Raw genomic sequence first — 24,984 nt, 5'->3', positions numbered from 1 at the left:
TGTGGTCCTATCCCATGCACAGCGCTGTGCCCGATGCCGCCAAGGCGGCGATGAACAGTGGCCCTGCGATGACCGTCACCAGCGCGGCGGCCAAACCCGCCCGCGCCGCCAGCCCTGTGCCGGCGGGCCCGGTCAGGCGGGCAGCACGGTCCAGCACGGCAACATCGGCCGCCCCGAGGGCTTCGGCCGGTGCCGCGCCGCACAGCGCGATCAGCCCGGACAGCAACGCGCGAGCACCATGATCGCGGACCGCGACATCGTCGGCGCACATCTCCAACAGCCGCGAAACCTGTTGGACGCCTTCGGTGATCAGCAGCAGGCGGGGAAAAACCCGGGCCAGGGCGCGCATCCCCACCATCACCGTCAGATGGTGCCCGGCCAAGTGGGCGCGTTCGTGGGCCAGCACCGCCGCGCGCTGGCGGTCATCGAGCGCAGCCAGCGCGGCGCTGGTGAACACGATGGCCCCCGGGCGGCCCGTCACGCAGTAGGCCGCGGGCTGGGGCGCATCAATGACCACCACATCGGCGTCGGCGGTCGCGCGCCCGACCAGCCGCACATCGCGGGCGTGCTCGCGGGCACGATGGCGCAGCAGACCCGCTGCTCGCACCACCCGCACCGCGGCGATCGCGGCACCGGCGCCCGCCGCGGCGAGCGCACCGATCACCACAGCCTGCGCCGTGCTGTCCACGGCGCCGCTGGCCGCGCGGCACAGCCACATCAGGCACGAGACGATGAGGCGGTCCAGATGTCCCCAATGGCGGACCAGTTCGACGATCGTGATCGCGGCTGCGGCCACCCAGCTGGCCAGGACGCTGATGATCGCGGTCAGCCAGGCCGCCGCCCCTAGGCGGGGCGCGTGCCCGCCGGCGGTGAGCCGGCGCAGCACGGGTGGCCCGGCCAGCAGCACCGCGAGGCTGTAGCCAAGCAGGCACACCACCGTGCTCACGGGGTGTCCGCCCGTTTGGCCAGGCGACGCAACGCGGCCCGCAGCTCCGCCGACTCCTCGGCACTCATGTGCTCCACGAAATGGGCCAGCACCAGATCGCTGTTGCCGCCGCCGTCGAGCGCGTCGCGCATCAGCCGGGCGCTGTGCTCCTCACGGGTCAGGACGGGCCGATAGTGGTAGGCCTTGCCGCGGCGGTCCCGGGTCAGCCACCCCTTGGTGTGCAGGTTGTCCATCGTCGACATCACCGTGGTGTACGCGATGTCGCGCTCGGCGGCCAGTTCGTCGAACACCTCCCGCACGGTGGTCGGCGAGTCCTCGTCCGGTTCCAGATGCGGTCCATGATGACCGCTTCAAGTTCCCCGAAACCCCGAACCCGCATGCCCCACACCTCAAATTCATGTCGTGGCTTCTCGCCCATCTGGCCGGGCAGCGGAATGCTCGCCGTCCCGCATCGTTCTACGTAGCTACATAGTAGAACGGGTGCGCCGGATGTGCCCAGCGCCGCGGGTCCTACATTCCGTTGTTCATGCCTTTGTTGTCGCAGCAATCGCAGCCGCCGTCGCAGCAGGGGCAGTCGTCCATCGGCATGGGCATCGGCTTGGACATCATCGGCGCCATCGCCGCCATGTCGCACCACATCATCGCCGGCTTGGGCCCACCGGCGGAATACGTCACCATCATCGGGTCGGCCCCAGTCACGTCGAAGTACACCTTGCCCGTGGCACTCTGCCCCTGCGCGAGGGTGGCCGCCGAGATACCCGACGGGCTGGCCAGCTGCCACAACACCGGATACTGGGCGTGCTGTTCACCCATCGCGCTGAAGTTCGGGATCATCGGAGTCACCGCACCCGACACCGCCCGCACCGTCACGGTGGCCTCCCACAACCGCCCGGCCAGCGGGTATCCGGGAGCCGGGTCGGCGCTGGGGTGCAGACCGGTCAGCGTCCAGTCGGCCGCCGCGCCGCCACCGGCGTCGGGCAGGTGCTGCGCCGACCCCATCTGATGCGGACACGTCTCGGCCGCCGCGGCCAGCGGTGCCCCCATCATCGCCAAGCCGAACATCCCGGCTGCCGCCACCACCATCCGTCGAACCATGTACACCTGAACACGCCCTCTCACATAATCTACGTACGTACTACGTACATTAGTACCAGGTGTGCGGCGCTGCGGCGCCGGATCGGCGCGGGCGGCCGCCTCCCAGCGTCATGTGATCGATTTCGGTTCGGGCCATGCTGTCGGTGATGGCCATGACTGCGGCGGCGATGTCGACGTCCGATACCCGCGGCTCGGTGCTGTTGGGCGAAAAGGCTTTTCAGTCGGTCGATGTCACTGTCAGTGGGACGCCGCGGCATCAGCGCCAACATCGGTTGGCGCGTATAGCGTGCCGGCACCCATTTTGGTCGCCCCAGACTGCCAGCGGATCTTCTCCGAGCCTGCACGCCGGGGATATGATCATTTCGCCGATGGATGGGGAACGGTTGCTTCCATGTCTATCGTTAGGCGACCAAGTGGACGCAACCACGGTGTTAAGCAGCAGCATCGACCCTGAAGTCGCCGCCCCATCACATCAACAGCCAGATGCGGGCCGCCTGCGGATCACCGAGATCGGCCACCCACGGAGATGGTGGAGTCGCGGTGGGTGATGACCACAGGGCGCCTTTGCCGGCGGCCAGCACATCATCCTCAACTGGGACAGCCCGGCCAGCCACCCAGACTGCACTCAATCTGGCGTTGGTGTTGCTACCCGGCGTCCAACTGCTCGATATAGGCGTCGAGTGTCTGCTGGAAGTTCGGGCCGCTGCGCATCCGCATATAGGCCGCGTGCTCGATGGCGTATACCCCAGGAATAGGGGCGGCGAGGTGCTCAGCCAGGAGCGCGTCGTCAGGCTCGTTGTTGGCCAGGCCAGCCGATAGTCGCCGCTCGAACTCGCTCCGGAGTTCCTGTAGCGCTTCGGATTTGGTGGTGCCGGTCACTGACCAGTCCGATTTCGGGTACCAGGCCGTCCACGTCTGGTCGGTGTGCTGCTTGGCCTGGGGCCGCACTACCAGCACATATTGTGGTTCGTTGCCATCCATCGTGGGTGCCTCTCGTCAGTCCGGCCAGTGGCCACTGATGTCGGTCGGTGACGCGAATATTGAGATCGTGCCGTTCGGTAGCAATTCGCGGCACATGAATCCGCCACCAGGATGGTCTCGGCACCACACGATGCCCGTCGGCGGCGCCGAGTGCCAGCCGTCCAACTGGACCGGAGAGTCCGTGGGCTCGTCGAACCGCAGCTCACGCAGCGGGGCTAGCGCGGCCGTGATTTTGCCGGCTACCTCCCGGTCCGTCGCGGCGAGAATCGTTGCTCGCGAAACGATCTCGGCGGCATGCTCCTGTGCCTGTGCTTGCCGGGTTTCCCAGCCGCGCATCAGCACGGTGGTGGTCGGGTCGCTGACCGACAGGTTCTCGGTGACGACGAACTGCGCCTCTTGGGCGTCGGTGACCGCTTCCAGCACACGGCCTTTGGCCCACGCCAGCTCATCGGCGCCGTTGCGGGCAACACCCGCGGCGTCGTACAAGCAGTTGGCGGCACCGCGCACTTTCACCAGGTCGCCGAAAGTCCGGTCGGCCGCCGCATCGGCTGCGGGTCCTTCCCACACGGTGCCGCCTGGCGAGAGCGTGCCCTGGTGGATCACGGTGAAATGGTCCTCCCATCGCTGCGCGGCCGCCGACCAGTCACGGGCCGCGGTCTGCAGGTGCGTGGTGTCCCATTCGGTGATCTGCGACAGGCCCGGCAGCCCAGCGGTGTTGACGTTCGGCATCTCAGAGCTCCCTCGTCAAGTTCTGTGCAGACTCGTCGTCGGTCGTGTGGTAGAGGCCACTGGCGGTGCGCAGCTTGTACCCCGTTGACGTGGCTCGGGCGGCCAGAACTCCAGCTGCGGCGTGAAAGTCGGTGTAGGCGCCAGCGACTGCGGTCGCGGTAGCCTGGCGGGCCGGACCCGCCATGGGAGCGGGGACGATGTTCAGCGCGTTGCTCGCCTGGTCGCACTGTGCGGCCAGCACACCCAATCCCTGACTGTCAACTTCGATCACGTCCCCCACACAGTCAAGTCTACGTGCGGCGATCTCGGGGGCGGTATGTGTTTTAAGTGCTGTCGTCCACGCGGTGGGCGTTGGCACCGGTCTCGAGGATGTCGCCATCAAGGTGAGCCGATCGCGGATCGCTGTGTGGGGCTAACCATTGCGGGCGCCATGACGTGAGCGGCGGATGATCTGTTGGTCGTAGAGCCAGCACCGCAGTGCTTCCTCGACGCTGTCAGTCTTCGGGTGGAACGCCATGTATGCACGGGCGAGAAACGCTGCGATGACAAGGTTTTCGTTGCCGGCGTTCAGCAGTAGTGGCCGATGGGCGATGATGGCTCCGGCGACAGTGATGACCTGCGGGTAGGTCGTCAGGTGTGTGCGTACGTCTTTGGCGGTAGCCCATCGTGCCGATGGGCTGGCGTTGGTGATATCGCACTCGGGCTGGCCGTCGAGGCGACGCTGCCGCATGACGATGCGCAGTGCGTCGTTCAGTGCGGCCTCGATGATGTCGGGATGATGGAGCCGGTGCAGGCGCGCGTGCCTCCTGGCGGCGGCGATCACGCCATGGTGGCCGGTCAGTGACACTTGATCATCCCAGGTGTTCGCGGACGGGCCGATCCAGCGGTAATGGCGATAACACGCGGTCACGTGGTCGGGAAACCAGCAGTGAACGGGTTCGTTCACGCCGCGCCGGGCGCAACACCAGCGGCACGCCGGCCGTGATCGTGCCCGTTGACGGGTGGCGTCACGCTCATCCGGGCGCAGGCCCCGCAATCGGTTCAGCAGTACCGCGGGCGGATATCCACTGAGCAATCCGAGACGCTCGGTGTTGGGATAGTAGTCACCCGGGCGGGCGGCGTATCCGCGTAAGTCCTGTGGCGCAACATGATTGGCGTGCGCAAGCCGCGTGATGAAGGAATGAACGGTTTCAAACTGGAATGCGGTGACCGGTCGCGGTAGAGCCCGAACAGCCGGTTCGGGCCAGCGCACACTCACCGCCGTCATATCTGATCAGCTGGCGCTGCGCTGCGCGGAGGTCTGGGCGGCGTAGTCGATGAGCACACTGTCCATCGATTCACGAGTGATCTGTTCGGTTTGATCGAGCATCGCCCGGATCGCAGCCGAACGGATCAAATGCGCCAGGCTGCCGATCATCCCGCCCGTGCGCTGATGAAGGTATTTGGCCTGCTTGACCAGGGTTCCAGGCTCGTGGCGATGCAGCCGCAACGTACTTTCCATGGCGGCGACCAACGGTTTCCACTCCTGGCCATACGGGAAGGCGGACGTGTTGATCACCGCGCACCTGCCGGCGAGTTGCCGGCCCCGGGTGCCGGTGAACACCCAGAGCGTTCCACATCGATCCCGGCGTAGATGAACGTGGCGGGCAGGTGCTCGGTGAAGTACTTCAAATGGTCGGAAAGTTCTTCTCCGGCACGAGTATCGAGGTTCAGGTTATGAATCTCATCAACCACGACCACATCGGTGCGGGCGTCGATGAGCACCTGGCAGACCGCGTCAGCGATATCAGTGACATTCATCCGCGACCGGACCGGCGGCAGCCCGAGGAACCGGGCGAATTCCATCGCCAGCTTGCGGGGCGATCCTTTCGGGGGTGCGGTCACATAGACGACCGGGATGCGGGCGGTGTCAGTGAAACGGGCCCGTATCCGCAGCTCGTGGAAACGGCCGAGTTGTTTGATCGCGGTGGTCTTTCCGGTCGCGGCGCCACCGGAAACAATCAGCCCGCGCCGGGCGCCGATCTCGCGCTGATTGAGCAGCGTCAGCAACTGGCCTTCGTTGGTGATCTTCTGGATCGCCGAGGTAGTGACCACCACAAGTTCGGAGTGATGGGCCACCCGCGCCTCGTTGTAGGCCATCCGGCTCACATCGTCCAGCCCCGCCCATTCCTGCTCCGGTAGCAGCGTGAACTCGGGTCGGTCGGCATCGATGAACCGCCGCCAGCCCTCCAAAGTGGTGGTGGGTTGTCGTCGATCTTCGAGCTGACTGATCGGGCTCACCAACGCCATTGCTCAGCCTCCTTACGGGCATCGAACACGGGCAGCGGAATGACCTCGGCGATGTCGTCATCCTCATCGAATTCCTGCGGCCCAGCGGGCACAGCAGCCTCCGACGCCTCAACCGCGGGGCGTGGCCATGACGGATCGCCGGTGGCGCGGGTGCGCGCCGCAGTTCGTCGCGCCGCTGAACTTGCCGGTGGCGGTGTTTCATCGTCGCCGGTGGGGCCGTGTTGCGCGCGATCAAGAAGGGCGTCGGCCGCGGCGGCGATCTCCGATTCGGTGACGTGGTCGCGGCCGCGCTGGGCAACGATGATGCGGGCCTGGCGCCACGCCGCTTCACCGAAAGGAACGGGCGTGCTGCGCAGGTGTTTCCATACGGCGGTGATCCACCCGCCGTCGTGGTGATTACGCACCCAGATCCGCGACACGTCGTAGGGTCGTAATGCACTTCCCACTGGCCGTTATGCGATCGCACGCCGGAGTCTTGCCGACGGTAGGGGTTCAATGCGCGGGCATCGTAGGTGCGGTTGTTGACCCGGATCCCGTAGGAGTTGATCGTGCGCCAGGTGGTCGGCAGCAGCTCGATGTAGTCATCGGCCGACAACGGCACCGGCACGTACCCGGCGATCTCCACCAATGCCGCGTATTTTTCGTTGGGGGTCAACGCCTTTCCTGGCGTCACCGGATCACGCAACCCATCGTGGGGGCGGTTCTGCCACACCGCGACGATCCACTCATCCAGGAGCGCTTGCAGTTCCAGCATCGACCAGACCGCCTGCTGGTCGGCGTTCTTGCCCCGGTATTCGACGCTGGAACCGACGTAGCCCGCGACGTGCTGGGCGAACAACGTCGCCACCGACTGCAGAGTGCGTTCCACTTTCGGCTTATCGGTGGGGGTGTCGGGGTGCGCGGGCTGCAGATTGATACCCAATGAGCAGCAGGCCTGCCGAAATGTTTGTGACAGAAACGCTTTCCCGTGATCGAACACGATCGTTTCGGGAGCGATCACCGGCCGTGCGGCGGCATCGGCTAGGCGCTGGTCGACATCGGTGAGGCTGCGGTGCGGCAGCACCGACCGCGACATCCGCAGCGCGTCCGACCATCCGGGACGCATCGGCTCGGGGGTCAAGGCCCTCGCCAACAGCAGCGCGGCATCAACCGACTTGGTCGTGGGCCGCAACACCGCCGCCACAATCGTGCGGGTTGCGCTATCGACCATGGCGGTCAGCTCAACCCGATCGACCACACCGTCGTCAAGGACGACCCGCACATCCAGTGGCGTCGAATCAATCTCGACCATCTCACCTGGGCGGGCAACCGTCACCGCGCCGAATGGGCCCTCGGGTTGTTTGGCCAGCGATCGGCGCGTACGCGCCGATCCGAAGGTGTGCCGGCCCTCAGCGAGGCGGTTAACCAGCCGATAGAACGTGGCCTGCGCCGGGACTTTCGGCGCGTTCTCGGGCCCGTATTCGGCTACCAGGGCCTTTTCCACGCGGCGGCGCAGCCGGCTTACCGTGCCGGTCGACATGTCGGTTTCCTCGTCGATCAGCCGCCGCACCACCGCGACCACGCGCTCATCGACGCGGCCTAACACCGGGCGGCGCGCCCGGTAGCGGCCGTCGACAAGGCCCAGCAGGCCCATATCCTCATACCGGCGGCGCTGGCGCTGCAACGTCAGCAACGTCATCTCCTCGCCGGCCGCGTGCAATTCGGCGAGCTTGGCGATCTCACGTTGGCGCAACGAACGCGTCGCCGGATCGAACTGTGGCCGGGGCGCCCATCCCGGTTCGATGCCAGGGGGGCGGCCGGTCAACACCTCCACCACGTGCCGCTCCCACCACTGGGCACGGCGGGCGACCTCATCAGGAACACCATCAAGCACGGCTGCCGACCACAACGCCGGCCGCGACCCAGCCAGCACCGCCAACGAGGGATCAGCCAACAGCGCCGACAACGACATCACGCGACGTTCGCCCACCGCGTCGATCAGCCGGACTGTCTGACCTGACAGGGTAGCGACGGTGAAAACCTGTGCACCCAACCGGATTTCGTCGCCCACCCCGATCACGCCGCTGCGCCCACTGGTCATGCTGCGGCCGCGACCACGGAGGTCTGATCGTCGAGCACCGACAGCGTCAAATCCGCCACCAACCGCCGGTGCCACAACAAGTGAAACAGCACAGGTAACGCCGCTACCTGGTTGCCGACCGCCTTCGCGCCCGCCAGCAACGGCCGCTCCTGGGCGAAATGTGCGAGCAGCTCGGCCGCCAGGCCCGGGCGCAGCACCCGCGAATGCCGGTAACCCGACAGCCACCGCAGGTTGGCCGCCAGGATGGGATCGAGCGCACCGACGCGGCGATAACGCCAACCCACGGCCGAGCACGCCACCTCGGACCAGGCAAACAGTTCGGCGTCGGCCGGCTTAATGCGGTCATCAGCGCGAACGTCAACGATCAACACGGTGCCATCAGAGCGCCGGACGTAGAAGTCCGGAACATGATGGCGCCCATCGGGCCAATGAATCCGAAACGGTTGCGAGGCAACGCCAATGACATCAGGGTCGGCGTCAAAAGCCATCACATGATCGCGCTCCAGCCACGATTCATAACCGACATGGGTGCGAGTACCGGTCAACCACCACGAACCAGGAAAATTGCGTTGCCCGCGAAACGAAGGAAACCGCCGGACCGGACCGCAATCGGTATCGAAACCGATCGCACAGGCTCGCTCCAACGGCAGCCGGGAGCGCTGACCATCCATGGCGACCTCCAGCTCAGCGCCGCAGAACGAATCGACCCGGGCACCCACAGCCAGCGTCGACATGCCCCAAAGATAATGCCTGTATCAGGTCAAATGAGAAAGGCACGCCGATATATCAGCTCATTTGAGAAAACAACAGATCAAATGAGAACGGACAGCTGCCGGCGCTGCCCACGCTCTCGGCGCACGCCGGCGACGGGGCGATCTCCGGTGAACATGTCGATGCGATCGTCAAAGGCATCAACCACATACGAGCCCGCTCGCCAGGTCCAGTGGATGAGGCGGCCCGGTTTGCGCAGGTGACCGACCTGCTGGGGCAGTTCTTCTCCGGCGCCACCCCCGCGGCGATCGCCGACCGGGCCCGGCGGTTGGGCAACCGGCACGCGGCCGCCGAGGGTGGGCTGCCGGCCGCCGAGGACCGCTCGATCAACACCGCCGAACACCGCATCACCAGCGACGGCAGGGTCCAGGTCCGCGCGGACCTGGATGCCGAAGTCGGCGCCAAATACATCGCGGCGATGGAAGAACTGTCGGCGCCGCGGCCCGAACCCGACGGCAGCCCCGACACCCGCACGGCCGGCAGACGGCGCGCTGATGCGCTGGAGGCGGTGTTGGACATCGCCGCCCGCGGCGGGGATGTCGCGTCGGCGCCGCGGACGCAGTTGTTGGTGACGGTGCCCGCCGACACTCCGGACCTGGCCACGCTGGAATTCATCGGATCGATCAGCACCATGACCCTGGACCGGCTCACCTGCGACACCACCGTCACCACGATCATCGTCGACGGCGAACACGTACCCCTCGACATGAGCCGCGAGAAACGCCTGTTCCCACCGCACCTACGCAAAGCGCTATATCTGCGCGATCAGTGCTGCATCAAATGCGGCGCCCCACCCGGACGCACCCACGCCCACCACATCGTGCACGTGCGCCGTGAGGCGCGTGTTTTCCGATCGGAGGTGAAAGACCTCCGATATCGGGCCGTCACAGCGGCCTGATAAAGCTGAGGGCAGCCCAATCCTGAAGGGATCGAGAAAGATTGGGTGGCAAGCGGCCCTGACAAAGCCACGGCGCGTCAGCACTGCCAGATGACGCGGCGCGTGGTGAGCGCGGTGAGAGGGCATACGTGAGGAACCAGTGTCAGAACCCTCGTTATGTGGAACCGGTCTGTAAACCTGGTGGATATCGGACTGGTGTGTGGTGCACGCGGAAGTGATGTAGACGGACGCGTCCGCCGCTCGTCTCGGCCTGGGGTGAGCGGCAGCTGGTGGGGAATGGTCTGTGGCGTACCCACCGGGGCCACCGGGGCAAAGCTGGGTGCCGGACTCGCCAATCGGAGACACGTGAACACGGGAACCATCCGGGTGCTTCCCTACCCGCATCCCGGCCAGGGGTGCGGCGGGTAGGTGTCGATGCCCACCAACAGCATCGGGATGGGGCGGAGCCGCCGTAGTACTGCGAGGTCGGGAAAGCCGGCCACATCGGGAAGGGCGGCAGTAGGACACGCAGATTGGGGATTGCCATGTCAGGAGATGCGCCGATGAATATCGGTGCCGCGCTGGAGCTGCCGTTGGTGGCGCACCGGCGGGTACTGAGGATGCAAACCAAACTGCACTGTTGGGCGGCGGCCGATCGTGGTCGTCGGTTTGATGATCTGTTCAACCTCGCGGCGGATCCGTGTTTCCTCGCGGTGGCGTGGTCACGGGTCCGGGAGAACACCGGTGCCCGCAGTGCGGGGATCGACAAACGCACCGCCGGCAGCATCGAGGCGCGAGCCGATGGCGTTGCCGGGTTTCTGGAAGAATTGCGGGAAGCGTTGCGCTCCGGTGCTTTTCGACCAGTACCGGTGCGGCGAGTGGAGATACCCAAAAGCGGCGGCAAGGTCCGCAAGCTCGGTATCCCGACCGTGGCCGATCGGGTGGTACAGGCGTCGCTGAAGCTGGTGCTGGAGCCAATATTCGAAACGGACTTCTCCGATTCGAGTTACGGCTTCCGGCCAGGGCGACGGGCACAAGACGCGATCGAGGACATTCGAAAGTTCGCTCGTGAAGGCTACGAGTGGGTGTTCGAAGCTGACATCGCGGCGTGTTTCGACGAGATCGACCACAGCGCCCTGCTGCAGCGGGTACGTGGCCGGATCGGCGACACACGCATCCTGCGGTTGGTGAAAGCATTCCTGAAGGCCGGAGTGCTCGACACCGACGGCACCACCTATGACACCTACTCCGGAACTCCCCAGGGCGGCATCCTTTCGCCGCTACTGGCCAACATCGCCTTATCGGTCATCGATGATCACTTCGATGCCCGATGGGCGACCCACCGGGACGCCTCGGCCCGCCGTAGCCACCGCCAACGCGGCGCAGCGACGTACCACCTCGTGCGGTACGCCGATGACTTCGTCGTTCTGGTCTTCGGTCAACGCGGGCACGCCGAACACCTGTGGGAGGACATGGCCGACCTGCTGGCACCGATGGGGCTGCGGCTGGCCCCGGCCAAGACGCAGGTCGTCCATATCGACGAGGGCTTCGACTTCCTGGGATTCCACATCCAGCGGCACACCCAGAGGGGAAGCACCCGGTCATACGTCTACAGCTACCCGTCGCGGACCTCGCTGCAGACAATGCGACACAAACTCAAGACGGTGACCAAACGGATCACCCACCAATCCGCGGACCAGATGTTCAGGCGATTGAGTCGGATGGTTCGCGGCTGGGCCCAGTACTTCCGGCACAGCTCAGCCAGCCGGGCTTACTCCCACATCCGCAACTACTTGTGGTGGCGGGTGTGGCGCTGGCTGATGCATAAACACCCACGCACCTACAAACGGGCCCTGTGGGCCAGCTACCACGTGCGTAAGTGGCCGGAATACAACGGTGTTCGGCTCTACGACCCCACCACGATGCGCATCCAGCGCTACCGCTACCGGGGCTCGAAAATCCCCACACCCTGGGCACCATCAAGCGCCGTCCCAGCTTGACCTACGGAGAGCCGGATGCGGTGAGAATCGCACGTCCGGTTCGGGGGCGCGGCGGCGGGAAATAGCCCGGGCGACAAGCCCGGACACTACGCCCGCCGCCGACGCCTACTGGACCCACCACGGCGAAACCAGTCTGGGCAACGGCTGCCTACTGTGCCCAGCCTGCCACGCCAACATCCACCACGACGGCTGGGACGTCGTCATGGGCCTCGACCGACACCCCTGGCTCATCCCACCAGCCACCGTCGACCCACACCGAAAACCCATCCCCGCCTACAACCGCCGCACCATGCGACTCGACACAGCCGCCTAACACCTAAAGCATTGCGCACCTTGACAACTCAACAGTGAACACGCATCGCGGGCCTGCCGCTTCGGCGGCGCAGCGGCAGGCCCGCACCCGGAGCGGCTCGACGAGGCGCCACCATTCTGGAGCACAGGCCGAGTTATGGACGTGTGACCCGAGGCCCAATCCTGTTGTCCGCCGGGACGGCCGGTTATGGAGTGTTGGTTCTTTCGGCGATCTACACTGCGACGCCGCACCGCGCGTGGGTGGATCGCGAACGGTTCACCGCGATGTCCGAACCGCGTCGGGCATCGACGGCAGTAGCTGACGGCGTTGCCGCCGCCACGCTTGGCGACGAACATCGCCTCGTCCGCACGGGCGACCAGATCGCCGAGCAGTTCCGCGTGGTCGCACCCCGATTCGGCGAAGTGGGTGATCGCCGCGGCGGTGATACCGATGCTCGCCGTGATCGGCGCGTGGTCGCCGCGGCCGCACAGCGCGACCCGGATCCGGTCGGCCACGGACGCCCAGTCCCCCGGCTGCAGGACGTCGACGACGACGAACTCCTCGCCCCCTACTCGCGCCACGAGCGCGCCGCCGTGCACCGCGGACTCCAGCCGGTGGGCGCAGCGCACCAGCACCTCGTCGCCGACACCATGGCCAAACCGGTCGTTGACGACTTTGAACCGGTCGAGGTCGATCACGATGACCACGACGTCGGCTGTGCGCTTGCGGTGACCACGCAGCAGGTCGTCGATGTGGAGATTGAGACCGCGGCGGTTCAGCAATCCGGTCAATGGGTCGTTCGAGGCCTCGTTGGCCTCATTGCGCAGCACCCAGATGCCGAAGTGGGCGGCGATCGGTGCCACCGCGAGTGCCCCGCCGGACAACAACTTCACGAACGCCAGCACCGGATCGCCGCCGCTGATCATCGCGATCTCGACGGAAATCGCCGCGATCGACGACACCGCCCAACAACTGTGTACGGCAAGAGCTTTCGGGCCGTCGAAGAAGATGATGTAGAACGACACCAACAGCAGCGCACTCAGCCCGAACATGCCGGACAGCACCTTCTGGTTGAGCAGAGTGACCACGGTGACGCCGACGTCGACGTTGATGATGAACGCGCGCGACAGCCGGTACGACGGCCACGGCCGCAGCCACCACACCCAGCTCCACACGTACATCGCCGTGATGAACACGACCGACACAGCCCGGACCGCCACACCTGCGGGCTGGTCAACGGACCATTGGGCAATCATGACGATCAAACCGACCATGCCGACGCCGAGCCCGACGAGGAACTGGATCAGCCCGGTCAGTGACCGTTTGGCGAAGTACTCGACCTGCGCCGCGTAGTCGGTCGGCGTGTGCCACCATTCGCGGACCAATCGGACCGTGGCGTGGCGCGCAGCAGCATCCAGCAACAATCCACGGCCCTCACGACGAACACCTTCGACTGACACTCACCCGCATTCAACCGCTTCCGCAGCTAATATTTCAGCCCAAAGTGCGGACGCGGTTGACCTGCGATTTCCCATGCTAGGGCATAGGCATCTTTCATGCCAGCGAACGAGTCGATACGGAGCTACTCGACGGTGACCGACTTCGCCAGGTTCCGCGGCTTGTCCACGTCATATCCGCGTTCGCGGGCCACCGACGCGGCGAACACCTGCAGCGGGATGGTCGACAGCAGGGGCTGGAACAGCGTCGAGGTCGTCGGCAGCTCGAAGATGTAGTCCGCGTACGGGCGCACCGTCTCGTCGCCTTCCTCGGCGATGACAATGGTGACCGCCCCACGGGCCTGAATCTCGCGGATGTTGCTCAGCAGCTTGGCGTGCAGCATCGACGAGCCCTTGGGCGACGGCATCACCACGATCACCGGCAGATCGTCGTCGATCAGCGCGATGGGACCGTGCTTGAGCTCGCCGGCGGCAAAGCCCTCGGCGTGCATGTACGCCAGCTCCTTGAGCTTGAGCGCACCCTCGAGGGCCACCGGATAGCCGACGTGCCGACCGAGGAACAGGATGGTCGGCGACTGCGCGAACTGCCGGCCCAGATCGGCGATCGGGTCCAGCCGCTCGAGCACCTGCTCGACCAACGCCGGCATCGCCTCCAGCTCGCGGTACTCGCGGGCGACCTCGTCCGGGTACTTGGTGCCGCGCGCCTGCGCCAGCGCCAGGCCCACCAGGTAGTTGGCAGCCACCTGAGCCAGGAACGTCTTGGTCGCGGCAACGCCGATCTCCGGCCCGGCCCGGGTGTAGAGCACGGCGTCGGCCTCGCGCGGAATCTGCGAACCGTTGGTGTTGCAGATCGCCAGCACCTTGGCCTTCTGGCCCTTGGCGTGCCGGACGGCCTCCAGGGTGTCGGCGGTCTCGCCGGACTGCGAGATGGCGATCACCAGCGTGCTGCGGTCCAGCACCGGGTCGCGGTAGCGGAACTCGCTGGCCAGCTCGACCTCGACCGGCAGCCGGGTCCAGTGCTCGATGGCGTACTTGGCGAGCAGGCCGGAGTGGTACGCGGTTCCGCAGGCGACGATGAAGACCTTGTCGACATCGCGCAGTTCCTGGTCGGACAGCCGCTGCTCGTCGAGCACGATCTTGCCGTCGACGAAGTGGCCGAGCAGCGTGTCGGAGACGGCCGTGGGCTGCTCGGCGATCTCCTTGTACATGAAGTAGTCGTAGCCACCCTTTTCGGCGGCCGACAGGTCCCAGTCGATGTGGAACGGGCGCGCACGGTCGGACGCGTCGTTGCCGTCGAAGTCCAGCACCTGGTAGCCGTCAGCGGTGATCACCACGGCCTGGTCCTGTCCGAGTTCGACGGCGTCGCGCGTGTACTCGATGAAGGCCGCGACATCGGAGCCGATGAACATCTCGCCGTCGCCGACCCCGACCACCAGCGGCGTGGAGCGGCGGGCCGCGATGATGGTGCCCGGCTCGTCGGCGTTGGAGAACACGAGCGTGAAGTGGCCCTCCAGCCGGCGCAGCACCGCCAGCACCGAGGCGACGAAGTCACCGGCTGTCGGCCCGTTCCGGTAGGCCTGCGCCACCAGGTGGACGGCGACCTCGGAGTCGGTGTCGCTCTGGAACTCGACGCCGGCGGCCTCGAGCTCGGCTCGCAGACCGGCGAAATTCTCGATGATGCCGTTGTGGACCACCGCGAGCTTGCCGCTGGCATCGCTGTGCGGATGCGCGTTGCGGTCGGTGGGACGCCCATGGGTCGCCCAGCGGGTGTGCCCCATACCGGTGGTGCCTTCGAGCTGGGCAGCATCGGTTTCGGCCAGCGCCTCTTCCAGGTTGGCCAGTCGGCCGGCGCGCCGCCGGATGGTCAGACCCCCGTGGCCATCGGCCAGAGCGACACCGGACGAGTCGTAGCCGCGGTATTCCATCCGTCGCAGCGCGTCGACCACGATGTCGCGGGCCGGCCGTTGCCCGACATAGCCGACGATTCCACACATGGTTATCCAGGGTAGTGCAGCCGCCCCAGTGCCGGACCGTGCATGCGTGGCGCATAAACCAGGGCCACTGCGCTAACGTCATCGGGTGGCCAAGACGAAGAAGCTCTTCGGCGCCCTGACGCGCCGCGGCCCGCACCGCGTTCTGCGTGGTGACCTGGGTTTTGCCGGCCTGCCGGGCACCGTCTACACCCCCGAGTCGGGGCTGAATCTGCCCGGCGTGGCGTTCGGCCACGACTGGTTGCAGGGTGTCGGACGTTACAACGGCACGCTCGAGCATCTGGCGTCTTGGGGCATCGTCGCGGCCGCGCCCAACACCGAGACCGGCATCGCGCCGTCGGTGCTGAACCTGGCGTTCGACCTGGGGACCACCCTCGACATCATCACCGGGGTCCGGCTGGGACCCGGCAAGATCAGCGTGCACCCCACCAAGCTCGGCCTGGTCGGGCACGGTTTCGGGGCATCGGCCGCGATCTTCACCGCCGCCGGCCTGGGCTCGTCGGCCAACCCGCTGAAAGCGGTGGCCGCGGTGTTCCCGACCGCCAGCAAGCCCGACGCCGATCAGCCCGCGGCCGGTCTGCGGGTGCCCGGCCTGATCCTCAACGCGCCGGGCGCCGAGCTGACCATCCACTCCAACGCCACCGAACTGGCGGCCGCGTGGCGGACGGCGACGGTGCGCACCGTCGCCAAGGCCGAGCCGGGCGGGCTGGCCGAAGGCTTCCGGCTGTCCAAACTGGTCGGGATGCCTGGCGCGGATCGTCGCACCCAGAAGACGGTGCGCGCCCTGCTGACCGGTTACCTGCTGTTTCAGCTGACCGGCGACAAGACCTACAAGGATTTTGCCGACCCCGACGTGGTGTTGCCGAAGACCGTCGCCGCCGATTCCGACGCCGAGACCCCGGGACTGGAAGACAAGGTCGCAGCCCTGTTGAAGGGCTAGGAACGCGTGCACGACGCGGCACCGCCACAATCCACCCCAGCGATGACGTTTTTGCCGCAGACGTCCGGGGTACCTGCGTCAGCGTGTTGGAGACCGTCACCGCCCCGTTTCAGTGGGTCGCCGCCGCCCGCCACCGCCGGGTGTTCCACCCGCGCGGAGTATTGGCATGGGGCTCGATCGAGCGGGTGGCCGCGCCCGGCGTAGGCCTACCGATCGAGTCCGCCTCCGACGTACTGGTGCGGCTGTCGAAAGGCATCGGCACACCGAGAGCGCTGCCCGACGTGATCGGACTGGCGTTCCGGCTACCGGCGGGTGACTCGGAGACGGCATCGGCGGCACCGCCCTGGGACGTGCTGTTGGCGTCGGCGGGCCGCGGACGGCTCAGCCGCGTCGGCGTCCGGCCGGTCGTTCGATGGCCGGGCCAGCCGATGTCCAGTGTCATGCCACTGCGGTACCAGGGCACCAACTGGTGGCTGCGCGCGCAGATCCTGAGCCATGTCGACGGCGCCGGAGTGTCGCTGGACAGCATCCGCAGCGCCCTGCACGACGGGCCGATGACCGTCGCCATCGACCAGGCCCCGGGCTTCGCATCGTTTCGCCCGTTGGCCAGGCTGACGATCAAAGACGTTGTGCCGCACGATGAAATAGCTGACACCGACTTCGACCCGGTGCTGCACACCGCACCCGGCGTGCAGTTGGCGCCGCACTGGCTGTCGAACCTACGGATGCAGGCGTATCGACGCAGCCGCAAAGGGCGGCACCCCGACAGCGCATGACCCAGATCCGGACCGAAGAGGAGAAACCGTATGGACGCCTTGGCATTTCTGCGACGTGAACACGAGAGCGTGCTGGGCATGTTCGAAGTGCTCGACGGAGCTCCCCGCGGGACCGGCGCTCAGCAGAGCGGCCTGGCGACGATGGTCGAAAACTTGGTGATCGCCGAATCACAGCACGAGGCAATCGAAGAGCAGTTGTTCTGGCCGGCGGTCCGGGACGCGCTCGATGACGGTGACGAACTCGCCGATCACGCCATCTCTCAGGAAGAGGCCGGGAAGAAGCTGCTGCAGCAATTGGCGGACGGCGCGCCCGGCGAAGCGGAATATCATGCGGCACTTGACGAATTCATCAAGGCCGGCCGCGAGCACATCGCCTACGAGCAAGACGTCGTGTGGCCGAGGCTGTCCGCCGCGGTGAGCGACGAACGCTTGGAAAAGCTGGGCCACGAGCTCGAAGCAGCCAAGAAGATGGCGGCCACCCGGCCGCATCCAGATACCCCGTCGAGTTCCGCGGTACAGAAAACGGTGGGTGTGGCGGCCGCCGTGGTCGACCACGTTCGGGACGCGGTGAGTGGACGAGACCGACAGAATCCGCCCGACCCACCTACCTCGTGATTGTCTTACGGCCGCGGCCACCGGCGTTCGCCGGTGGCAGCGGACCGCTGGATCAGGTTGTGGCGGTGTGCTGTTCGTGGGTGAACGGCTTGTCGCAGTGCACCGCGGGTTCTCCACTGGGATTGTTCTTGGCCCCGGTGTTCTTCTGCAGGGACGTGCCCAGCCAGTCTTTCGTGGGCGACTTCACGTAGTTCCACGACATACCTTCGGGCCACGGACCCTGACCTTCGTTCCACGGTCCGCGGACGTCGCCCTGACCGTTGGACATGTTGAACGCGAGGGTCTGGAAACGCTCGTCACCGGCCAGGGTGCCCGGCGGGAAGTTGACCGGCAGCTCGTTCAGGGCGGCGGTGAACTGCTGGAAATGGGTGACCTCGCGCGTCATCAGGAACGTGAGCGTGTCCTGCACCCCCGGATCGTCGGTGAACTGCTTGAGGTATTCGTAGACGATCTTGGCCCTCGACTCGGCGGCGAGATTGCTGCGCAGGTCGACCGACGGATCACCGTTCGCGTTGACATACGACCCCGACCACGGAATCGCGGCCGCATTGCTGACGTCCGGGCCGCCGCCGGTCAGCACGCAGTACAGCGGATTCATCGCGACCTGGTGAATGGCCTGGTCGCGGCCATCCGGACTGGCGACCGTCGCCATCCAGTCGCAGCGCTCGTTGGCCTGCTTGAGATCGTCATTGAAGCCGTCCAGCAGCATCGTGATCATGGCACCGACCATCTCGAGATGGCTCAGTTCCTCGGTGGCGATGTCCATGAACAGGTCGTACATTTTCGGGTTCTTCTCGCGCAGTACGAATGCCTGGGTGAAGTACTGCATCGCCGCTTTGAGTTCCCTGTTCGCGCCGCCGAACTGCTCCTGCAGCAGCGTCGCAAAGCGCGGATCGGGTTGATCGACGCGTACCTCGAATTGCAAATCCTTGTGATGAGTGAACATTCACGCTCCCTTGGGCTGGTAGTGATCTACCGCAACCGCGTACCCCCTGCCGGCCCGGCGAAACAGCATCCAGCCCGACGGCTTCACTCCCCCACATTCGGTAGTTCGTCGGCCGCGATCTCGCATGGCGTCTTGGTGGTCGGATCGGTTTGCTCCGCAACCGGTTCCACCGGCGGCGTGGTGGGCGCCGGGTCGGCTACTGGTTGGCCGGGTACCGGCTGCTGAGGCGGTAGCACCGGGGCGTCGACGGGGCCGGGCTCGGCGTCATCGGACTCAGCGGTCTCCCCCGAGGTGTCCTCCTCGCCGGCGGCATCGCTCTTGGCGGCGTCCTCCTCGTCGGCCTCCTCTGCGTCGCTGTCGTCCGGCTCGTCATCGGCATCGCCATCCGCCGCGTCGTCCGGCTCGTGGTCGGTATCGGTGCCATCGGCGCCGAGCACGAGGTCGTCTCCCAGACCGTCCCTGACGTTGTCGAGACCGCCCAGTCCCGATACGCCGGGCGCCAAACCCGCCATGGAACCCAGCGCTCCCCCGATGGCATCGGTCAGCTGCCGGCCCAAACCGCCGATACCCGAACCGAATCCGAGGTCTCCGGACGGCCCGGTTGCCGCCGGGGTTGCTGCGGCAGCGCCGAGCGCCGGTTCGGGACCTCCGGGCGCAGGGGTCGACGGTGCCGGAGCGGATTCGGCAGAAACGAGCGGGGTCGACGGCGCGGCAACAGGTTCGGCCGGCACCGGCGGAGCCGCAGGTGCGGACGGCGCCGTCGGCGCCCACCCCGCCGCGGTTCCCAACGTCGCGAAGGGCGCAGCCGCCGCGGCCTGATATGCCGGCGCGGCCGGCCACGCCGGTGCGGGCGAAGCCTGAGGCGCCCAATCGGGCGTCAGCACGACGGGCACCGCGAACGACACCCCTGCCGGGGTGACCGCCGCGATGGCCGAATCGTACGCCGCCGCAACGGCATCGGAGGCGTCCTGCAGCGCAGGCAGCAGGTCCCCCGACACCGCACGAAGGACGAAGGGCTTGACCTGCTGATCGACGATCTCGCTGGCGGCCGACAGGTCGCCGGCCCGGGCGAGGACGGCGCGGGCCGCTGCGCTCCACTGGTCTCGGTGTCCGGCAGTCTGCGCGTCGGCCCGCAACACCGCGTCGACCTTGGCGTCGACGGCGCGCCACAACGCGTCCCGCAGCATCGTCAGTGCCTGCGCGCTCCGCTGCAGATGCGCGACCACATCCTCGGCCGCCACCGTCAGGGTGCGCAGAAACCCGCCGGCAGCGTCCCCACCCGCACCCGACCACTGTGCCGTCAGGTCCCGATATCCGTTGCCCTGCAACCGCACTGCATCCTGCGCCACCACCACCGCAGCGTCAAGCGAGCGGGCGTCCGCGGCCAGCGCGTCGAGGTTCAGCCCAGTCTCGGCGTAATACAACTCCGCCAACGGCCCTGGAGACGGCGAGCCCAACACCTGGCATGCCGTCACGTACTCGTCGAGGACCGTCACCGCGCCGTCGCCTTCGGAGAGCCGCCCGGCCACATCGAACGCAGCCGCCATCATCAGACCAACCGGCCGGCGAGGTCGGTGTCCGCGTCCTCGTAGCGCCCTGACGAAACCCGTAGTGCCGCTGCGGCTTCCGTCGACGCTGACGCCCATGCCCGAAGCTGCCCGGCCGACTGGTCCAGCGCGGCGCGCAAGGCGGCAGCGCGGGCAGCATGATCACGCCCGCCGCAGAACCCGTCGAAGTACCAGCGCAACAACGGCGCGACCGCGGTGCCGAGCATGTCGGCTACCGATTCGCACCGCTGCGCGACATCCCGCACTGCCGAGAGGTCTATCCGAGCGACGTCACGTTCTCCCATGCCTTGCTATGACGCGCGGCGCGGCCGTTCGGTTCCATCGAAGCTGAAAATGTCCTGTGTCCACCCGCCAGAACAACCTTCCTGGACGGCTGTCGGCACTAGGGCGTGTCTGATAAATGGGGTAGCCAAAGGGTGACTGCCCGTAGGACTGCCGCGGCACGGTAGACGATGGCCAGCTTGTCGTAGCGGGTGGCCAGTCCGCGCCATTGCTTGACGTCGTTGAAGTTGAGTTCAACGACGTTGCGGCCCCATCGCCGCGGACGCGACGGTGTCGCGGTTCCAATTGCTTTCCTATGCCTCCAAGTCTCGGCCACCACACCCGAAACTTTTATCAGACACGCCCTAGCCTTCAACCTGATCCAGCGCGAGACGTAATGAGCGCCGTCGCCGCACAGTGCCATGCGAGCCGCGCTGATGGCCGTGCCATTCCAAGTACCTCGAGGTACGAGGAGACCTCCATGGGCGGCCTTAAGTCACGTGCCCGGCGAACTAGGTCTGCGCCGGTTAGACACGGTCCGCCCACCCGGTAAAGTCTACGGCCGCAACCCTTAGGGCTGCTCGCTGACGGATTCGGCGACGCGGAACGCGACGGTCCTCGCCGTGATTTCATCTGGGGCCTCCACCATGACCCGGACCACCTGTTCGGTTCCGGAGGGGCGCAACAGGATTCGGCCGGTGTCGCCGAGTTCGGCCTCGGCCGCGGCGACCGCGGTCTGCACCGCCGGCGCCTGGGCCACCGTGGCCTTGTCGGCCACCTCGACGTTGATCAGCACCTGCGGCAACGTCTTCATCGGCGCGCACAGCGCGGCCAACGACTGCCCCGTCTGCGCCATGCGCGACATCAGCCGCAGGCCGGTGACGATGCCGTCGCCCGTGGTGCCTAGCTCGGGCATCACGATGTGACCGGACTGCTCGCCGCCGAGGGCGAACCGGCCCGCGCGCAGTTCCTCCAGCACGTACCGGTCGCCGACACCCGTGGTGCGCACCTCGATGCCGGCTTCGCGCATCGCCAGGTGCAGACCGAGGTTGCTCATCACGGTTGCCACCAATGTGTTCGACACCAGCTCGCCGGCGTCGCGCATGGCCAGCGCCAGCACCACCATGATCGCGTCGCCGTCGACGAGGGCGCCCGACGCGTCGACGGCCAGACAGCGGTCGGCGTCGCCGTCGTGGGCCAGACCCAGGTCGGCCCCGTGGTCGATGACGGCCTGCTGCAGCTGCGCCATGTGCGTCGAGCCGCAGCCGTCGTTGATGTTGAGGCCCGTCGGCTCGGCGTTGATCGCGATGACCGTCGCGCCCGCGGCCCGGTACGCCAGCGATGCGGCCGTGGAGGCGGCGCCGTTCGCGCAGTCGACGACCACGGTCAGCCCGGCCAGCGGCGCAACCGCGGCCTTGGCGGCGTGGGTGAGGTAGCGGTCGAGCGCGTCAGGTGCGTCGAGAATCCGTCCGATGCCGGCGCCCGTCGGCCGGGTGCCCGGGCCCGCGGCGACCAGCTCGGCGATGCGGTCCTCGGTGTCGTCGTCGAGCTTGTGCCCGCCGGTACCGAAAATCTTGATGCCGTTGTCCGGCATGGGGTTGTGCGAGGCGGAGATCATCACGCCGAGCTGGGCGTCATACGAGGCGGTCAGATACGCCACCGCGGGGGTCGGCAGCACGCCGACCCGCAGCACGTCGACGCCCTCGCTCGTGATGCCGGCCATGACCGCGGCCTCCAGCATCTCGCCGCTTGCCCGGGGATCTCGTCCGACGACCGCGACGCAACGGCCGGCTCCGGAAGTCGAGCAGAGCCGACGGGCGGCAGCTGAACCCAGCGCCAACGCCAACTCCGCGGTCAGATCACGGTTTGCGACGCCACGGACGCCATCGGTGCCGAACAGCCGACTCATGAACCTTCTTTCGTCCTTCAGGTACCCCATGAAACGCCGAAGGCGGGCGTGTCCAGACTGCGACACGCCCGCCCACGAGCAGAAACGATCAGCGCTTGCTGTACTGAGGCGCCTTGCGGGCCTTCTTGAGGCCGTACTTCTTGCGCTCGATGGCACGCGGGTCACGGGTCAGGAACCCGGCCTTCTTGAGTGCCGGACGATCCTCGGGCTGAACCAGGATCAGCGCACGGGCGATGGCCAGACGCAGCGCGCCGGCCTGACCCGAGGGGCCGCCACCGTCGAGGTGGGCGTAGATGTCCACCGTGTCGACGCGGTCGACGGTCACCAGCGGGGCCTTGATCAGCTGCTGGTGCACCTTGTTCGGGAAGTAGTCCTCCAGGCTGCGGCCGTCCAGGTTGAACTTGCCGGTGCCGGGCACCAGGCGAACGCGGACGACGGCCTCCTTGCGGCGGCCAACGGTCTGGATGGGACGGTCGATGTAGACGGGCTCGCGGGGGGTCGACTCTTCGACAGCCTCGAACTCGGGAACTTCGGTGACTTCAGTCACGTCAACTTCGGTCACTGGGCCACCTGCTTGATCTCGTAAGGAATCGGCTGCTGCGCGGCGTGCGGATGATCAGGACCCGCGTACACCTTCAGCTTCTTCTGGACCTGGCGCGACAGCTTGTTGTGCGGGAGCATGCCGACAATCGCGTTCTCAACGGTGCGGGTCGGGTGCTTCACCAGCTGTTCGCCGATGGAGCGCTTGCTCAGACCGCCCGGGAAACCCGAGTGACGGTAAGCAAACTTGTCGGTGAGCTTCTTGCCCGACAGGGCAATCTTCTCGGCGTTGATGATGATGACGAAGTCACCCTCATCGGAATTGGGCGTGAACGTCGGCTTGTGCTTGCCGCGGAGCAGCTTGGCTGCTTCCACGGCGAGCCGGCCGAGCACCACGTCTTGGGCGTCGATGACATACCACTGACGCGTGGTGTCACCCGCCTTCGGCGTGAATGTAGGCACAGCTATACCTCTTTTTCTCGGGTGGTTCCCGGTGCTATCCGGGTGCCGGTCAAGTGCGCGACCTGCGATTTCCCGGCGACCGACGGTGACCCGGGAAGCAGCGGCCTCTCGGCGTGCTGCGCACCAACGAAGGACTTTACCTGCGAGCTTCGTTGCAGGTCAAAACGGGCGACAGGTCAGTACACCCGGTCCTGCTGGTCGGGCACCACGCTGCCGTCGGGCCGGTGCAACGGCCCCTTCGCGCCGGACGGCTCGATGTAGCCCTTGGTGGCGCAGGCATACGGGTCGCCCTGCTTCTTGGGGTCGATGAACATCGGGTTGACAAGCCAGTTCCCACCGGCGTTGTCGTAGGCGGTGCACATCAGCTCGGTCTTGTTCCGGTTGAGCACCAGCCGCAGCGCGGTGGCGTCGGTCAGGAACGTGACGTCGGTATCCGAGTCCCCCGCGGCGAAGGCGGCGCGCTTGGGCTCGGGCAGCTGGTCGAAAGCGGCGGCGCCCTTGACGCCGAACACCTCTTCGTTGACCCGGCAGCGCTTGCCCTCGATGTAGGTGATGGCAGTTTCGCCGCCGCACGACGCCAGTCGTGAGGTGAACACATCACCGTCGCGTTCGGTCCTCACGCCCATCACGTGATCGGCCGGGATGTTCAGCTCTTCGGCCCACACCCGGGCGATCAGTTCCGGCGACGCCGAGATGACCCGGACATCGAATCCGTTGGCGTGCAAGGTCTCCACAAGGTCGCGCATCTGCGGGTAGTAGCGGACCCAGCCGGTCTCGGTGCCGCTGCCGATCTTCTGCTCGGTCCCGGCCGGGGCCTCGAGGTTCTCCTTGCGGGCCGTCTTCGCGAACTCGACCACGTCGGCTTCGCGCCACCCGGCCTGCATCTGCGCGGCCCACGCGTACGCCGGTTCCATGCGGCGCGCGTTGAAGCCGGCGAACGCGGGCTCCCCCGCCTTCGTCTTGGCGTCGGTGTAGACCGACACGAGTTCGTCGGCGCACGCGGCGTCGGTGTCGGTCGGCATCGGTTGACCCGGCCTGGCCGCGGCACAGGCGCGGGTCAGGGCCGCGGCAGCCTGCGGCGTCAGGAACGGGCTGGTGGACGCCCAGTTGCCATCGGCAGGCGCCCGCAGCTTGCCGTTGCGCACCATCCAGAAGAACGTGGCGTCGCCGATGTCGTTCTTGACGATGGTGTTGTCCCAGTCGAACAACGCCAGAGGCGCGCCCGCACTCACCGAACCGGCCGCGCCGCAGGTGCCCAGCTTGGTGAGCATGGCGTCGATCCGATCACGGTTGTCGCCGTACCAGCCAGAGTTCTGGGCGAGCGTCCGGCACGACGGCTTGTCGGCGGCCGACGATTGCGCGACCGAGGTGCTGTCGTGGCTGCTGCAGCCTGACATGACGAGGAGGCCGGCCAGCGCAGCGGCGGAGGCCAGTCGGGTGATGCGGGGCACATTTCTCC

21 protein-coding genes and 4 pseudogenes are annotated in these 24,984 nt (G+C 66.8%); 6 read left to right on the top strand and 19 right to left on the bottom strand.

The window, feature by feature from the left end:
• Window positions 1–7: 7 nt before the first annotated feature.
• From G6N46_RS24740 to G6N46_RS24695, 10 genes and pseudogenes are all read right to left on the bottom strand, one after another.
• Complete coding sequence (locus tag G6N46_RS24740) at window positions 8–946, bottom strand: M56 family metallopeptidase (RefSeq protein WP_138250391.1); 939 nt, start codon at window positions 944–946, stop codon at window positions 8–10.
• Window positions 943–1,325, bottom strand: a pseudogene (locus G6N46_RS24735) (BlaI/MecI/CopY family transcriptional regulator). Before G6N46_RS24735 ends, G6N46_RS24740 begins: the two are co-directional and overlap by 4 nt.
• Before the next feature lie 131 nt (window positions 1,326–1,456).
• A complete protein-coding gene (locus G6N46_RS24730) occupies window positions 1,457–2,041 on the bottom strand; it encodes a DUF1942 domain-containing protein (protein ID WP_174814107.1) in 585 nt (194 codons plus the stop codon).
• Between the two features lie 645 nt (window positions 2,042–2,686).
• A complete protein-coding gene (locus tag G6N46_RS24725; RefSeq protein ID WP_138250394.1) occupies window positions 2,687–3,022 on the bottom strand; it encodes a hypothetical protein in 336 nt (111 codons plus the stop codon).
• A gap of 15 nt (window positions 3,023–3,037) precedes the next feature.
• The gene (locus G6N46_RS24720) at window positions 3,038–3,751 is read right to left on the bottom strand and encodes a hypothetical protein (protein ID WP_138250395.1); all 714 of its coding nucleotides are present in this window, start codon (window positions 3,749–3,751) and stop codon (window positions 3,038–3,040) included.
• A gap of 1 nt (window position 3,752) precedes the next feature.
• Window positions 3,753–4,031: a type VII secretion target gene (locus tag G6N46_RS24715; RefSeq protein ID WP_163692579.1), complete on the bottom strand. Its 279-nt coding sequence runs from the start codon at window positions 4,029–4,031 to the stop codon at window positions 3,753–3,755.
• A gap of 132 nt (window positions 4,032–4,163) precedes the next feature.
• Window positions 4,164–4,697, bottom strand: a complete 534-nt coding sequence (locus G6N46_RS29125; protein ID WP_235688671.1) for a hypothetical protein — start codon at window positions 4,695–4,697, stop codon at window positions 4,164–4,166.
• Window positions 4,698–5,024: 327 nt separating this feature from the next.
• Window positions 5,025–6,040 (bottom strand): annotated as a pseudogene (locus tag G6N46_RS24705) (TniB family NTP-binding protein).
• Window positions 6,028–7,991, bottom strand: a pseudogene (locus G6N46_RS24700) (Mu transposase C-terminal domain-containing protein). The pseudogenes G6N46_RS24705 and G6N46_RS24700 overlap by 13 nt, the downstream one beginning before the upstream one ends.
• A 125-nt stretch (window positions 7,992–8,116) precedes the next feature.
• Window positions 8,117–8,854 (bottom strand): TnsA-like heteromeric transposase endonuclease subunit, encoded by a 738-nt coding sequence (locus tag G6N46_RS24695; protein ID WP_234880755.1) that lies wholly within the window; start codon window positions 8,852–8,854, stop codon window positions 8,117–8,119.
• A 95-nt stretch (window positions 8,855–8,949) separates the two neighbouring features.
• On the opposite strand from G6N46_RS24695, the gene G6N46_RS24690 reads away from it, so the two are divergent.
• The 3 genes and pseudogenes from G6N46_RS24690 to G6N46_RS28855 all read left to right on the top strand — a co-directional run.
• Window positions 8,950–9,789 carry a DUF222 domain-containing protein gene (locus tag G6N46_RS24690; protein ID WP_322790407.1) on the top strand — a complete coding sequence of 280 codons (840 nt, stop codon included), beginning with the start codon at window positions 8,950–8,952 and terminating at the stop codon, window positions 9,787–9,789.
• A gap of 542 nt (window positions 9,790–10,331) precedes the next feature.
• Window positions 10,332–11,768, top strand: coding sequence for a group II intron reverse transcriptase/maturase (gene ltrA / locus G6N46_RS24685; RefSeq protein WP_061000203.1), 1,437 nt, complete (start codon window positions 10,332–10,334; stop codon window positions 11,766–11,768).
• A gap of 106 nt (window positions 11,769–11,874) precedes the next feature.
• Window positions 11,875–12,081, top strand: a pseudogene (locus tag G6N46_RS28855) (HNH endonuclease); the annotation flags it as partial.
• On the opposite strand, the gene G6N46_RS24680 reads toward G6N46_RS28855, so the two are convergent.
• Both G6N46_RS24680 and glmS read right to left on the bottom strand, forming a co-directional pair.
• Window positions 12,078–13,520: a GGDEF domain-containing protein gene (locus tag G6N46_RS24680; protein ID WP_138250399.1), complete on the bottom strand. Its 1,443-nt coding sequence runs from the start codon at window positions 13,518–13,520 to the stop codon at window positions 12,078–12,080. The pseudogene G6N46_RS28855 and the gene G6N46_RS24680 overlap by 4 nt on opposite strands.
• Before the next feature lie 122 nt (window positions 13,521–13,642).
• Entirely contained in the window at window positions 13,643–15,511 is a 1,869-nt protein-coding gene (gene glmS, locus G6N46_RS24675; RefSeq protein ID WP_138250400.1) for a glutamine--fructose-6-phosphate transaminase (isomerizing), read from the bottom strand.
• Window positions 15,512–15,596: 85 nt separating this feature from the next.
• Here glmS and G6N46_RS24670 point away from each other — a divergent pair, with 85 nt between their 5' ends.
• The 3 genes from G6N46_RS24670 to G6N46_RS24660 all read left to right on the top strand — a co-directional run bounded on the left by G6N46_RS24670 (window position 15,597) and on the right by G6N46_RS24660 (window position 17,839).
• Window positions 15,597–16,448 (top strand): dienelactone hydrolase family protein, encoded by an 852-nt coding sequence (locus G6N46_RS24670; protein ID WP_138250401.1) that lies wholly within the window; start codon window positions 15,597–15,599, stop codon window positions 16,446–16,448.
• An 83-nt stretch (window positions 16,449–16,531) separates the two neighbouring features.
• Window positions 16,532–17,224, top strand: coding sequence for a phosphodiesterase (locus G6N46_RS24665; protein WP_234880756.1), 693 nt, complete (start codon window positions 16,532–16,534; stop codon window positions 17,222–17,224).
• A 30-nt stretch (window positions 17,225–17,254) separates the two neighbouring features.
• Window positions 17,255–17,839, top strand: a complete 585-nt coding sequence (locus tag G6N46_RS24660) for a hemerythrin domain-containing protein (RefSeq protein ID WP_064859825.1) — start codon at window positions 17,255–17,257, stop codon at window positions 17,837–17,839.
• A 52-nt stretch (window positions 17,840–17,891) separates the two neighbouring features.
• On the opposite strand, the gene G6N46_RS24655 is transcribed toward G6N46_RS24660, so the two are convergent.
• The 7 genes from G6N46_RS24655 to G6N46_RS24620 form a co-directional block, all read right to left on the bottom strand.
• Window positions 17,892–18,785, bottom strand: coding sequence for a manganese catalase family protein (locus G6N46_RS24655; protein ID WP_135357792.1), 894 nt, complete (start codon window positions 18,783–18,785; stop codon window positions 17,892–17,894).
• An 83-nt stretch (window positions 18,786–18,868) separates the two neighbouring features.
• Window positions 18,869–20,332 carry a hypothetical protein gene (locus G6N46_RS24650; protein WP_220098079.1) on the bottom strand — a complete coding sequence of 488 codons (1,464 nt, stop codon included), beginning with the start codon at window positions 20,330–20,332 and terminating at the stop codon, window positions 18,869–18,871.
• A 2-nt stretch (window positions 20,333–20,334) separates the two neighbouring features.
• Window positions 20,335–20,637, bottom strand: a complete 303-nt coding sequence (locus tag G6N46_RS24645) for a type VII secretion target (protein WP_064859822.1) — start codon at window positions 20,635–20,637, stop codon at window positions 20,335–20,337.
• Window positions 20,638–21,185: 548 nt separating this feature from the next.
• Entirely contained in the window at window positions 21,186–22,523 is a 1,338-nt protein-coding gene (gene glmM, locus G6N46_RS24635; protein WP_110767471.1) for a phosphoglucosamine mutase, read from the bottom strand.
• Window positions 22,524–22,611: 88 nt separating this feature from the next.
• Entirely contained in the window at window positions 22,612–23,070 is a 459-nt protein-coding gene (rpsI, locus tag G6N46_RS24630) for a 30S ribosomal protein S9 (RefSeq protein WP_073697610.1), read from the bottom strand.
• Window positions 23,071–23,081: 11 nt separating this feature from the next.
• On the bottom strand, window positions 23,082–23,525 hold the full coding sequence (gene rplM, locus G6N46_RS24625) for a 50S ribosomal protein L13 (protein ID WP_020101494.1): 444 nt from the start codon (window positions 23,523–23,525) through the stop codon (window positions 23,082–23,084).
• 176 nt (window positions 23,526–23,701) lie between these two features.
• Window positions 23,702–24,976, bottom strand: a complete 1,275-nt coding sequence (locus G6N46_RS24620) for an HAD family hydrolase (protein WP_234880757.1) — start codon at window positions 24,974–24,976, stop codon at window positions 23,702–23,704.
• Window positions 24,977–24,984: the final 8 nt, after the last annotated feature.

The sequence above is a fragment of the Mycolicibacterium phocaicum genome (assembly GCF_010731115.1).
GTDB classification, from domain to species: domain Bacteria; phylum Actinomycetota; class Actinomycetes; order Mycobacteriales; family Mycobacteriaceae; genus Mycobacterium; species Mycobacterium phocaicum.
Note: the sequence above shows the minus strand (reverse complement) of the source record. Positions and strands in the feature narration are given on the sequence as shown.

What these genes read in the sequence shown, in the direction of transcription:
- G6N46_RS24730 (WP_174814107.1), bottom strand. Translation starts at nt 2,041, where the DNA reads ATGGTTCGACGGATGGTGGTGGCGGCAGCCGGGATGTTCGGCTTGGCG.
- G6N46_RS24645 (WP_064859822.1), bottom strand. Translation starts at nt 20,637, where the DNA reads ATGGGAGAACGTGACGTCGCTCGGATAGACCTCTCGGCAGTGCGGGAT.
- G6N46_RS24660 (WP_064859825.1), top strand. Translation starts at nt 17,255, where the DNA reads ATGGACGCCTTGGCATTTCTGCGACGTGAACACGAGAGCGTGCTGGGC.
- G6N46_RS24655 (WP_135357792.1), bottom strand. Translation starts at nt 18,785, where the DNA reads ATGTTCACTCATCACAAGGATTTGCAATTCGAGGTACGCGTCGATCAA.
- G6N46_RS24650 (WP_220098079.1), bottom strand. Translation starts at nt 20,332, where the DNA reads ATGGCGGCTGCGTTCGATGTGGCCGGGCGGCTCTCCGAAGGCGACGGC.
- G6N46_RS24695 (WP_234880755.1), bottom strand. Translation starts at nt 8,854, where the DNA reads ATGTCGACGCTGGCTGTGGGTGCCCGGGTCGATTCGTTCTGCGGCGCT.
- glmM (WP_110767471.1), bottom strand. Translation starts at nt 22,523, where the DNA reads ATGAGTCGGCTGTTCGGCACCGATGGCGTCCGTGGCGTCGCAAACCGT.
- G6N46_RS24720 (WP_138250395.1), bottom strand. Translation starts at nt 3,751, where the DNA reads ATGCCGAACGTCAACACCGCTGGGCTGCCGGGCCTGTCGCAGATCACC.
- glmS (WP_138250400.1), bottom strand. Translation starts at nt 15,511, where the DNA reads ATGTGTGGAATCGTCGGCTATGTCGGGCAACGGCCGGCCCGCGACATC.
- ltrA (WP_061000203.1), top strand. Translation starts at nt 10,332, where the DNA reads ATGAATATCGGTGCCGCGCTGGAGCTGCCGTTGGTGGCGCACCGGCGG.
- G6N46_RS24725 (WP_138250394.1), bottom strand. Translation starts at nt 3,022, where the DNA reads ATGGATGGCAACGAACCACAATATGTGCTGGTAGTGCGGCCCCAGGCC.